At 37.1% G+C, this 12,625-nt stretch carries 9 protein-coding genes; 6 read left to right on the top strand and 3 right to left on the bottom strand.

The window, feature by feature from the left end; genetic code table 11:
- Positions 1-383 precede the first annotated feature (383 nt).
- Together purB and GWI68_RS17325 are read left to right on the top strand one after the other, a co-directional pair.
- Positions 384-1,751: an adenylosuccinate lyase gene (gene purB / locus GWI68_RS17320; RefSeq protein ID WP_166541075.1), complete on the top strand. Its 1,368-nt coding sequence runs from the start codon at positions 384-386 to the stop codon at positions 1,749-1,751.
- Positions 1,752-1,831: 80 nt separating this feature from the next.
- Positions 1,832-3,220 (top strand): MmgE/PrpD family protein, encoded by a 1,389-nt coding sequence (locus tag GWI68_RS17325; protein ID WP_166541076.1) that lies wholly within the window; start codon positions 1,832-1,834, stop codon positions 3,218-3,220.
- Between the two features lie 61 nt (positions 3,221-3,281).
- On the opposite strand, the gene fabZ is transcribed toward GWI68_RS17325, so the two are convergent.
- The 3 genes from fabZ to GWI68_RS17340 all read right to left on the bottom strand — a co-directional run bounded on the left by fabZ (position 3,282) and on the right by GWI68_RS17340 (position 5,760).
- The gene (gene fabZ / locus GWI68_RS17330; RefSeq protein ID WP_166541077.1) at positions 3,282-3,707 is read right to left on the bottom strand and encodes a 3-hydroxyacyl-ACP dehydratase FabZ; all 426 of its coding nucleotides are present in this window, start codon (positions 3,705-3,707) and stop codon (positions 3,282-3,284) included.
- 188 nt (positions 3,708-3,895) lie between these two features.
- The gene (locus GWI68_RS17335; protein ID WP_166541078.1) at positions 3,896-4,777 is read right to left on the bottom strand and encodes a dihydrodipicolinate synthase family protein; all 882 of its coding nucleotides are present in this window, start codon (positions 4,775-4,777) and stop codon (positions 3,896-3,898) included.
- A gap of 74 nt (positions 4,778-4,851) precedes the next feature.
- Positions 4,852-5,760, bottom strand: a complete 909-nt coding sequence (locus tag GWI68_RS17340; protein ID WP_166541079.1) for a LysR family transcriptional regulator — start codon at positions 5,758-5,760, stop codon at positions 4,852-4,854.
- A gap of 254 nt (positions 5,761-6,014) precedes the next feature.
- Here GWI68_RS17340 and dinG point away from each other — a divergent pair, with 254 nt between their 5' ends.
- The 4 genes from dinG (at position 6,015) to nrfD (ending at position 12,606) form a co-directional block, all read left to right on the top strand.
- Positions 6,015-8,123: an ATP-dependent DNA helicase DinG gene (dinG, locus tag GWI68_RS17345; RefSeq protein ID WP_166541080.1), complete on the top strand. Its 2,109-nt coding sequence runs from the start codon at positions 6,015-6,017 to the stop codon at positions 8,121-8,123.
- Between the two features lie 941 nt (positions 8,124-9,064).
- A complete protein-coding gene (locus GWI68_RS17350; RefSeq protein ID WP_166541081.1) occupies positions 9,065-10,621 on the top strand; it encodes a [FeFe] hydrogenase, group A in 1,557 nt (518 codons plus the stop codon).
- An 18-nt stretch (positions 10,622-10,639) separates the two neighbouring features.
- Positions 10,640-11,464 carry a 4Fe-4S dicluster domain-containing protein gene (locus GWI68_RS17355; RefSeq protein ID WP_109409706.1) on the top strand — a complete coding sequence of 275 codons (825 nt, stop codon included), beginning with the start codon at positions 10,640-10,642 and terminating at the stop codon, positions 11,462-11,464.
- Positions 11,461-12,606: an NrfD/PsrC family molybdoenzyme membrane anchor subunit gene (nrfD, locus tag GWI68_RS17360; protein ID WP_109409707.1), complete on the top strand. Its 1,146-nt coding sequence runs from the start codon at positions 11,461-11,463 to the stop codon at positions 12,604-12,606. The genes GWI68_RS17355 and nrfD overlap by 4 nt, the downstream gene beginning before the upstream one ends.
- Positions 12,607-12,625: the final 19 nt, after the last annotated feature.

A 12,625-nucleotide genomic window follows, 5' to 3' on the forward strand; every position in this document is an offset into this window, starting at 1 on the left:
GAAATAGAGTTCCCCGGTAATTAAATAAAATGATTAATTACTGTTCGCGCTTATTTTGTTTCTATTATTTATAACAAACTTATTTATTTTTAAAATAGCTATTTTCTAAAAATGATGATCTTCCTCTAACTTTTTAGCATTAATTATTCTAATTAAATCTTAAATGTTATTTAAGATTCAAAAGTTATAACTAATAAATAAAGAGTTATTTATAACGCATTGAATTAGTGTTATTTTTTAATTGATAAGAAATATTTGAAATTAGATTAAAATTATCAAAGTGTTTTTTTTGAGATTATATTGCATAAATAAAATAACAATCTAACAAGTCGTTTGATTAAAAAAACGATTTTTTTATTATTTTTTTAACAGGGGAAATAATTATGGGAACCAGCGTTTTTGATTCAGTTTTATTAAAGAATTTATGGTCAACAGAAGAGATGAGAACTATTTTTTCTGATAAAACAAGAATGCAAAATTGGCTTGATTATGAAGCGGCATTAGCTATTGAACAAGCTGAATTAGGTTTGATCCCGAAAGAGGCGGCAAAAGTTATTGCAGACACCGCGAAACTTGAAAAGCTCGATATGGATTATGTATTAGAACAAGTGCGTCTTACTCGCCATCCATTAGTGCCAACAATCCGTGGTTTAGAACATGCTTGTCCAGAACATTATGGGGAATATGTTCATTTTGGTCCAACTACACAAGATGTAATTGATACTGGCCTTGTATTACAACTAAAAGATGCTCATCATACTTTTTTACGTGATATCAAAGTATTAGGTCGTGCATTGCTTTCATTAAGTGAACAACATCGCAACACACCAATGGTTGGGCGTACATTAGCATTACAAGCTCTGCCAATTACATTTGGTCATAAAACTGCAATTTGGTTAACAGAATTAGCACGTCATTATCAACGTCTTAAAGAGATCGAGCCTCGCTTATTTGTGGGTAGTGTGGTCGGTGCTGTGGGGACAAAAGCCTCTTTAAGCGATAAAGCTGATGAATTAGAAGCCCGTGTATTACAACGCTTAGGTTTAGGTGTACCTGAAATTTCATGGCAACCTGCGCGTGATAGATTCAGTGAATATGGCATGTTAATCGGCTTAATTAGCGGTACGCTAGGTAAAATTGCCAATGAAATCCTACTATTAGCGCATAACGAAATTGATGAATTATCTGAGCCGTTTAGTAAAGGACAGGTAGGCTCTTCGACTATGCCACATAAACGTAATCCTGCCATTGTGGAAAATGCGGCTTGTGTAAGTAATACCCTAAAAGCCAATCTGTCTGTATTAACGGATATGATGAAACATCAACATGAGCGTGATGGCGCAATTTGGAAAATGGAATGGAAAATCATGCCAGAAATGTGCCTGATGCTGTCTGTTATCTTCGATAATATGAAAACAGTATTAGGTGGATTAAATGTGCATGTAGAAAAAATGCGCGAAAATATGGATATTTTGGGTGGCTTTATGTTGGCAGAGCGTGTGATGTTTGCACTATCTGATAAAGCAGGTAAACAAACTGCACATGAAATTGTGTATGAAGCATCAATGTCAGGGCAAGAAGAAGGTATAACTTTTGTTGAAGCAATTAATCGTGATACCCGTATTCGTGATCACATTACTCAAGAAGAGCTTGATGCACTTTTAGATCCAACAACTTATGTAGGAAATGCACCAGCCCAAGTTGATCGTGTTGTTGCTCAAACTAAAGCCTCTGGCTGGCTAAATGACTAAGTGACTTAATTACATCTAACCTTCTTATTATCTAAAAGCCGGTGAAATGCTGGCTTTTTCTTATCTATTTCGAGGTGTTTATGACATTGAGTCAGCAATTAGCCCAATTTATTACCACAACCACATTTTCTGATTTACCTGCTCAAGTTGTAGAGCGCGCTAAAATTCATTTATTAGATACATTAGGCGTTGCACTTGCGGGTAGTGCGCAACAAAGTGCGATCCAAAGTCGTCAGGGCATTACTTTTTTACCTGATAGCCAAGGCACTATTCCAATTTGGGGCAGTTCACTCACAACAAGTACAACAGTTGCTGCATTGACAAATGGTATTGCATCACATGCATTAGATTTTGATGATACGCATACCGATTCTATTGCACATGGCAGCGCGGTATTAACGCCGATTGCTTTTGCATTAGGTGAGTCTATCGGCGCATCATCACAAGATATTTTAACGGCGTGGGTGATTGGTTGGGAAGTTGCAGCAAGAGTAGGACTGGCTAGCCATAGTGGATTTCATCAGCGTGGTTTTCATGCCACCGCGATTGCTGGTATTTTTGGGGCAACAGCTTGTGCAGCCTCACTATTAAAATTAACACCTGAACAAACTGTGAATGCATTAGGATTAACAGGAAGCCAAGCAGGAGGTGTGGCGGAATACCTTGCTAACAGTTCCTCTTCTAAATGCTTTCATGCGGGATGGGCTGCGCAATCAGGTATTATTGCTGCATCATTGGCAAAAGGTGGAATGACGGGCCCTGAAACGATATTTGAAGGTCGCTATAGCCTTTATCAAACCCATGGTATTCGAGAGCAAGCACAACCCGAACAAGTAGCCTTAGGATTAGGTGAAAAATGGGAATTTTTAAATGTTTCTATTAAGCCTTATCCTGTGTGTCATTTTGCTCATGCCACTATTGATTGTGGCCGTAATTTGCTGAAAAAAGGGATCACGGCTGATGATATTGAAAGCGTGGAGTGCGTGGTTGATCCTGTCGCAGCCGCTTTAATTTGCGAGCCACTTGAAACAAAATGGGCGCCTAAAACAGCTTATGGGGCAAAATTTAGTTTGCCGTGGCTATTTGCAGTCGGATTTTTAGACAATGCGTTAACATTATCATCGTTATCTTTAGAAAATTTACAACGTGAAGATATTCAAAGGTTAGCGAAAAAAGTGAGTTATCGCTATCCCGAAAAAGGCGAGATTCCATTCCCTACGTATTTTCCAGGATTAATTTTCGTGGCATTAAAGAATGGTGAGATGATCACAGAGAGGTTAGATATTCAATATGGTAACCCACAAAATCCAATGACTGACAAAGATGTTATCAGCAAATTTTACGATAATGCCTCACTAGTAATAGAGGATAAACAATCGGCTCAACTCGTTGAAAAAGTATTGAATTTTGAAAAGCACACTCTTTCTGAGATAACACAATTATTGCGTATTGAAGAAGCGGCCCATTAAGTTAAACATAATGTCAATAAGATGATGATATGAAGGATTGGTTTGAGCTACCAATCCTTTTTTATTGCCTTGCGCACATAAATTCAGATGTACAAACAATCTTCTCACCAATACGAACAACACCAGAAAAACTAACAATAGTACGGCGCTGACGACGAAATTCGATTTCAATAAGTAGTTGATCGCCTGCTTTTACTGCATCATAAAAACGTGCATTTTTTATACTGGCAAAATAACATTGCTGACCTTCTTCCATGGGAGAAAGATAGTAATGTGCAAGAACTCCAGCGGCTTGAGCCATGCTTTCAAGGAGCAGTAAGGGAGGGTAAAATTCACCAAAAACAACTGTGTCATTGGTGGTGATATTTTTAATTGCGATTAATTTACCACTAGCAAGTTCAGCTGGTTCAGAAATAACGCCATCAATTAATAAGAATGGATAACGATGAGGTAAGATTTCCATTATTTCACTGACGGAAATGGGCATACATTCTCTCCTCGTTATGGTGATAGAGTAAACACGATTTTGCAACAATGGTGGCTATTATTTCATTCTTATTCAATGTCGTACAGTGTTGGTCTGCATTTAAGGATGAGAAACTTTAATTAAACAGATAACAAAGACCAGAATAGAGAAAAATCTAGTCTTTGTTATTTCTAAATAAGAATAGCTTATTAATCAAGGTGAGCAATAATTTGGCGTAGATCGTTCATTGCAGCTTCATTTAGAGGCTCTTGCGGTAAAATAGGTGAGCCCACATCAAAACCTTGAATATTTAAAGAGGCTTTAATACATGATGCTAACGAATATTTAGTAAAGGCTTCGTTGATTTGCCACATCTCTTTTTGTTTTGCTAATGCTGTATCAAAATCACCTTTGGTGGCTAATTCATAAAGTTCGACACACTGTTTTGGTAATACGCAAGCAGGGCCTGCCATCCAACCTACACCACCAAGTTTTAATACTAACAATGGAATATGTGCAGAAGCACTGAAGATTTTAACGCGTTCACCAAATGTATTGATCATGGTGAGTAAGCGACCTGTATTGCTTGATGCATCTTTAATATATTCAATATTCGAGATATAGCTAAGTTCATTGAATAAAGAGATAGGAAGAACATCACCCAAAAGTCCAGGATTGGTATAAATAGTCATGGATTTTTCAGGAAATGCTTCAGCGATAGTTTGGAAATAACCTGCTTGTGCGGTTTCACTTAACGGGTACATTTTTTGTGAAATCAGCACCATGCCATCTACACCTAATTGGGCGTATTGTTCAGCTTGATGACAAGCATCTGCGGTTGAAAATCCAGCAACACCTGCAATAACAGGCACTCGCCCCGCAGTTTGATCAACCGTGATACGCACAATTTCATTACGTTGGGCTTGAGAGAGATAAGCGTATTCACCAGTGCTACCTAACGGGCTTAAACCATGAACGCCACACGAGATCAAATGTTCGATCAAACGACGTAATGAAGATTCAAGAATGGTGCCTTTAGTTTGATTAACAGGGGAAACAAGGTAAGGAAAAATACCATGGAATTGAGTCATAATCGGTGTCCTGGTTTATGGTTTTAATATTTTATTGCTTTGGTTATTAACACTGTTTAAGGGCTTTAAAATCTCTATTCTTGTTGAAGTGTAATATCAGCATGATTAATCACTTCATTTTGTTCATTTTTTAATGAATCAAACAGTATTTGTGCTGCTTTTCCTGGGCTATTGGCATTGAGATACAGGTTATAACTAATTGCTGGTAAAGGAGGTAAGCCTTCTTTTTCGCCTAAAATACGCAAGTCGTCACCTGAAAGCTCAATTGAACGCGCCATAATACCTAATCCCGCACGTACGGCGGCTCTTGCACCTGAAAGCGTTGTAGCAATATAAGCGATTCGCCAACGAATACCTTGTTGATCAAGGTGATTTATCATCATATCGCGGTATGTACTGGGTTCATCTAATACGACTAATGGCAAAGGTTCATCAAGATCAAATCGGAAGTGTTTTCCGCAATACCATAAGGAAGGGGAAACACGCAGTACAATTTTGGGATAACCCACATGTTCTTCGGTAGAAATGGCTAAATCAAGCTCGTTATTTTCTAACATCGACATTAAAAACGGACTACGTTTAACAATGATTTCCATAATAAGACGGGGATACGCCCCTGAAAAACGCGCAAGTAGTTCCGGTAAAATTGTGTTTGCCGTATCATCGGGGGAGCCAATTTTTAAGATCCCATCAATTTCTTCATGCATCAATGAAAGACAAGCTTCGTCATTTAGGCGCAAAATACGGCGAGCATAATTAAGTAGTTGTGTACCCGCTTCTGTCAGTGTTTTATTTCGACCTTGGCGAGCAAACAGATCTTTGCCTATCAACGATTCAAGGCGTTGCATTTGCTGGCTTACTGCAGATTGAGTGCGGCAAACCGATTCAGCGGCTGCGGCAAAGGTATTCCCATCGACAACAGCAACAAAGGTTCGGAGTAAATCAAGTTCTAAGTTAAAAATAGGGCGCTTTGTAGAGGTCATTATGGTGTCTCTTAACTGGTGTTGTTGTATTTAATCAAACAAAAAATACTATTTTTTATAAGGCTATTTTTAGAAGTTACGTAATCAATACTCATACTATGAAGAGTTGGATTAATAATCTATAACAAAGCTCAATAATTTCGAGGCGTTATCCATTCTTTGATGAAAGAAGAGAGCAAATGAAGGTAACTACTGATTTTTATACAGTGTTATGAGACAATAGCGCCCTTCTTAAAATCAGTCACAGAGTAGTTATGTCTCTTTCTCAATCAGTCAAAAATCAAATAAGTCAGTGGTATAAAGCCCTACCAGAGCATATTGAAGGGTTTATTCCGCGTGCGCCACAGCGTGAAATGATAGCTGAAGTGGCTAAGACTTTTTCTGATGAAATGGGACGACATCTAGTGATTGAAGCTCCAACTGGGGTAGGTAAAACACTTTCTTATCTTATTCCAGGTATTGCTATTAGCCGCGATGAAAAAAAACCGCTGATTATCAGTACGGCCAATGTGGCACTGCAAGATCAGATTTTTAGCAAAGATCTCCCATTACTTAAAAAAATCATCCCAGATCTCACGTTCACGGGGGCTTTTGGCCGTGGGCGCTATTTATGTCCACGTAATTTAGACGCGATTTGTGCAACAGAAGGTGAACAAATCGACTTAATGTTTTTGCTTGAGGATAAAGTGGATCTGGCGACTAGTGCAGAAAGAGAAATTTGCCAAGAGCTAAAAAATGATTTTACCAGTTTCGGTTGGGATGGTTTGCGTGATCACCATAAACGGGCATTAACAGACAGCTTATGGCGCAAAATTAGCACCGATAAAATGAACTGTTTAGGACGTAATTGCCAATATTATCATCGCTGCCCTTTTTTTATTGCACGCCGTGAAATTGATGAAGTAGATGTGGTTATTACCAATCACGCTTTAGTGATGGCAGCAATGGAAAGTGAATCAGTATTACCTGATGCAAAAAATCTGCTATTAGTATTGGATGAAGGTCATCATATTCCTGATGTTGCGCGAGATGCGCTTGAAGTTGAAGGGGAAATAACCTTAGCTACCCTTAATAATCAGCTGGATAATATTACTCGTCATGTTAGTCAATATTTAGCGCAATTTATTCCTGTAAGACCACCTAAATTGGCTGACCCTATTCGTTTTGATGCTCATATTGCTAAGTTACGTGAGGCTTATCAAGAGGTTGATACATTTACGCGTGCGTTATTACCAGAACGTAGTGAACAAGATGAATATCTCTTTCCATTAGGCGAATTACCTGAACAACTTCTGTTAAGTTGCCAGACATTATTTAAGCTAACGGATGGTTTAAAAATGCTGGGTGAAGCCATGTTAAATGATTTAACAGAGCGTACAGCAAAAGAAGATGTTGTGCGTTTACATAGTGCCATTTTAACGACCAGTAGAATGGTCGGTTATTTAGAGAATATGGCAAAATTGTGGCGCTTAGCCACATTAGAGCAAACCTCAAAAGCGCCTGTATCGAAATGGCTCACTCGCCGTTACGATAAAAAGCAGTCTCATCTTTATTTTCATTGCGCAGGTATTCGAGTCAGCGAACAGCTGACACAATTGTTATGGAAAAATATCCCACATGTGGTTATCACATCTGCAACGTTACGCTCATTAAATAGCTATTCTCGCATTCAAGAGCTAACAGGATTAAGTGAGCATTTTGATGATCGCTTTATTACGTTATCTTCACCTTTTGAACATAAAGATCAAGGTAGATTAGTTATTCCTAAAATGCGCTATGAACCGACCATGAGCCATGAGCGCGAACATTTAAAAGAGATGGCGCGTTATTTTCGTCAAAGCATGGAAGAGAATAACCATCGAGGACAATTGGTTCTATTTAGTAGCCAACGGGCAATGGAAGGCTTTTTAGAAGAAGTGAAAGACTTACGTTTATGCTTATTGGTACAAGGGGATCAGCCTCGTTATAGATTGGTAGAAACACATTGTAAGCGCATTGATGCAGGTGATAATAGTGTATTGATAGGTTTGCAATCATTTGCCGAAGGACTCGACTTAAAAGGCGATTATTTAACGCAGGTGCATATTCATAAAATTGCTTTTCCACCCGTGACTGATCCGGTGATTGTGACAGAGGGGGAATGGCTTAAATCGCTGAAACGCTATCCTTTTGAAGTGCAGAGCTTGCCAAGTGCATCGTTTAATTTAATTCAGCAAGTTGGGCGTCTTATCCGTAGCCATCATTGCCACGGTGAAATTATCATTTATGACAGACGCTTGCTAACAAAAAATTATGGTTCGCGTTTATTAACAGCATTACCTGTTTTCCCTATTTATCAACCTGAGATGCCTAAAGAGAAATAATTTTTTATTACTTTATAGAACTCTCATTTTTATTAGTGATTTATGCTTCCATAACTTGTTTTTATCTGGTTATTAACGCGTTATCAATAAATAGAGGCTATTTACTATAACTTTTTATTTTTAATAAAAGTGAGGTTGTATTTTTTTATTAAAAAACACATCTCACTTTATAGTTAAAATTACTTAATAATTTCCTTGTTTTTTTAGGTGTTAATGTATCTAATATTATTAACTTGTATTTTTTATGAATCTTATTAATATTTAAAAAATAAAAATACACTATGTTTAAAATATAATAATTAATTCACATAAATTAATATAATTATAACAAAATAAATATTCATATAATAAAATGCTTATTTTTATTTATTTAGAAAAAGTGTATACTTTATTTAGATATTATTAATGTGATATTTTTTTAATTATATATTTTTTTATTTCATTTTATGAAATGAACCTTTTTTATTTAGTTTAGATAAACGCTCAATAAATTTATAAAAAATAACAATGCATTTAATTTATTGATTTTTAATTGTTTTTTTATTTTTATTCATTGGTTTTTTCATCTGTTTTTATAGGGTTTTTTTTGTGCTTTTATTTTTATTTTGATATGTATCAATAAAATTAATTATATTTAATTAATAAGGTTGAAAGCTGTTTTTTTTAAATCCCCTTTCAGTACAATATCTCTCATAAACACCCTATCACTTATTGAATTAAAAAAATCTCTCCTGATTTTCTTAAATGAAACGATGATTGCTGATAGGGTGTTTTTTACATAAATAATTCATTTTATATTAACTCAATACTTATTTTAAGTATTGGTTTTTATTAATTAAATAATACAAATATTTTTAACAAAAATAAAATTCAACTCTTTATATATTGTTGCCTTTAATAGGTAATTTTATTCATATATTAAAGCAGGAGCATTGTAAAAAATGAAATTTCTTCTTCCTACAAAAGAAGAAAGTGACGAGAAATTATTATCTCGACGTTCTTTCTTTTCATTTGCTGGAAAGGTAAGTCTTGCCGCTGGGGTAACCGCTGTCACAGCGGGATGTGATGGCAATATTTCTGGTGGTACAGGTTGGGTTCCTGAGCAATATAATGCTAAAGGTACTTTCCCCGTCCAAGTAAGGGGCCGTATTCCTATTGATCCTAACAATGTCGCCATTTGCCGTGATGACAAAAAATGTATTTTATGCGGCCAATGCGTTGAAGTGTGTGAAAAAGTACAAACCGTAATGGGAAACTATGATTTACCATTAATTGATAGTGTTCCTTGTATCGATTGTGGTCAATGTACTCTTTGGTGCCCAACGGGGGCAATAACAGAAGTTGACGACACAGATAAAGTTATTAGAGCGTTGTTAGATCCGACTTTGCATGTTGTTGTACAAACCGCGCCAGCTACAAGAGTTGCATTAGGTGAAGAGTTTGGAATGCAGCCTGGTGAGGACATTGAGTTACTTCAAGTAGCGGCACTTAGAAAGTTAGGTTTTGATAAAGTTTTTGATACTAACTTTTCTGCTGATTTAACCATTATGGAAGAAGCCACAGAATTACTGCAAAGAATTCAAAATAATGGTGTATTGCCTCAATTCACTTCTTGTTCTCCAGGTTGGGTGAAATTTTGTGAAATGTTTTATCCAGAATTAATTCCTAATCTCTCTTCTGCAAAGTCACCAATGACAATGCTTGGTTCGATGATAAAAACATATTACGCCAAAGAGCAAGATATCGATCCTAGTAAAATTGTTTCTGTTGCCATTATGCCGTGTACTGCTAAAAAATCAGAAGCGGCTCGTCCCGAAATGAATGGTGCAAGTGTGTTATGGGAAAAGCCCGATCTTCGTGATGTTGATATCGTTCTAACAACAAGAGAGCTCGCAAGATTAATCAAAAGTCACAATATCGATTTAACCTCACTTCAGCCCGCAAATTATGACCGTTTGATGTCTGAATATAGCGGTGCTGGCGCTATTTTTGGTGTCACTGGCGGTGTTATGGAAGCCGCAGTGAGAACCAGTTATTACTTTATTACAGGCGAAAGACCACCAGAACCTTTATTTAATTTACAACCTGTACGCGGATTAGAAGGTATTAAAGAAGCTACTTTAAATATACCAAGTGTCGGTGAAATTCGTGTCGCAGTCTGTTCTGGTATGGGAAATGCTCGTCCCGTTTTAGAAGCCATTCAAAAAGGGGAAAAAGCGTGGCATTTCGTCGAGTTTATGGGATGCCCAGGAGGATGTATTGCTGGTGGCGGTCAACCTCGTTCTGCATTACCACCTTCTGATGAAATTCGAGCATTACGCATGAAAGCGCTGTATAGCAAAGATGAACGCGCCACCATTCGCTTAAGTTATGAAAATAGTGAAATTCAAAGCATTTATAAACAATTTTTAGGCGAGCCTTGTGGTGAACGTGCTCATCAATTGCTTCATACGCATTATCAAGATCGCAGTATTCATTTTAACAAAAAGAAAGCTTAAAGATTGAGGAAACACATTATGTCTAAAGGTGTATTAGTCGATCTTACTAAGTGTATCGGCTGTGGTAGTTGTACAGTTGCATGTAAAATGTACAACGAAAATAAATGGATAGAAGAAAGGCAACCTACCAGTGGCGAAAATGCAAAATTAGCAGATGAAAACTGGACGGTTATAAAAACGGTTACTGTTGAAAAAGAAGATAAAGCGGTTTGGCGTTACGTTAAAGAGCAATGTTTTCACTGTATTGATCCTGCTTGTGCTTCAGCGTGTTTTGCAAAAGCATTCCAAAAAACACCCGCGGGGCCCGTGGTTTATTATCCCGATCTCTGTGTAGGATGCCGTTATTGTATGGTGGCATGTCCATTTGATATTCCTAAATATGAATGGGAAAAATCACTTCCTTATGTCACTAAATGCATGATGTGTTCTTCGCGTGTAGAAGAAGGGCAATCTCCGGCTTGTGTTGCAGTATGCCCAACACAGGCTTTAGTTTTTGGTGATAGGCAAACCTTATTAGAAAAAGCGAAAGAAACCATTACGAATAACTCTAACTATGTTCAACATATTTATGGTGAAAAAGAAGTCGGAGGAACGGAATGGCTCTACATCTCTGATGTGCCTTTTAATGAACTTGGATTTAAAACAGGCTTAACTGAAAAACCACTCTCTTCTTATACTTCTGATTTTATGAAATATACGCCAATTGCGGGGGCAACTTGGGCGGTGATCCTTGGTGGTATTGCAATGTTTAATCACCGAAAAGATAGGGTCAGTCACGATGAGCAATTGCATCAAGAATCGAAGAAAAATAGTAAGGATGATGAAACAAGGAGATCAGAATGAGTGTTATCGATAATACGACCAGCTTTGGTAAGTGGCGTTTTCCTATGACACCTGTACGCTGGGTACTTGTTGTCATTAGCTTGATTGCAGTTGGACTTATTTTATTTCGTTTAGTCACTGGATTGGGATTAGTAACCAATCTTAACGATGAGTGGCCTTGGGGCCTTTGGATCTCGTTTGACGTGATGTGTGGTGTAGCGCTAGCTGGTGGGGGGTATGGTACTGCATTAATTGTTTATGTTTTTAAACAAGAACAATTTTCAAGTATTGCGCGTAGTGCTGCATTAACCTCATTAATTGGCTATTTATTGGTGATGGTAGGCCTTTTCCTTGATATTGGGCAATGGTGGAATTTTTGGCGGCCACTAGTTTCTCAAGGACATAGTTCAGTACTTTTTGAAGTTTTTATTTGCGTTTCCGTTTATACCAGTGTGCAATTAATTGAATTTGGCGAAGTTGCCACTGAACGGATTGGGCGTAAATATCATAAGTTTTTCCGAAAAATATTACCTGTATTATTAGTAATCGGTATTGCTATTCCATCAATGCACCAATCATCACTCGGTGCGCTTTATTTATTAATGGTAGATAAATTACATCCATTGTGGTGGTCGCCAATTATCTTCTTTCAATTTTTAATATCGTCATTCTTTGTTGGTCCTGCAATGATAGCTGTTGAAACTGCATTAGCAGGTAGAGCATTTAATCATAAAGTACCCATGTCTGTATTAAGTGGATTAATTCGAATTTCAGGTTATGCAATGCTTGTTTATTTGGCTCTAAAATTTGGCAGTATTATTGCTGAAGGTAAAGTGAGTTACCTTTTTGAAGGTAGTTTTGAATCTTTATTCTTTTGGATTGAAGTCGGTTTTGGCGTTATTGTCCCACTAATTATCTGTTTTTCTCCATTAATAAAACGTCGTGGTTGGGTTGCTACATTTGGTGCTTTAGTGGCTTCTGGCGTTATTTTAAATCGTTATAACGTTGTGGTGACAGGCATGGTTACATCAACAGGCGTATCCTATTGGCCATCATTACCAGAATTAACCATCACTATTGGTCTTGTTGCGATGGGGGTTCTTGCTTATTTATTTATCTGTGAGAATTTCCGTATTATTGAACATGATGAAACCAATCATTAACAGATTAAATGCCCAATTC

The sequence above is a fragment of the Proteus sp. G2669 genome (assembly GCF_009915245.1).
Lineage (GTDB): Bacteria > Pseudomonadota > Gammaproteobacteria > Enterobacterales > Enterobacteriaceae > Proteus.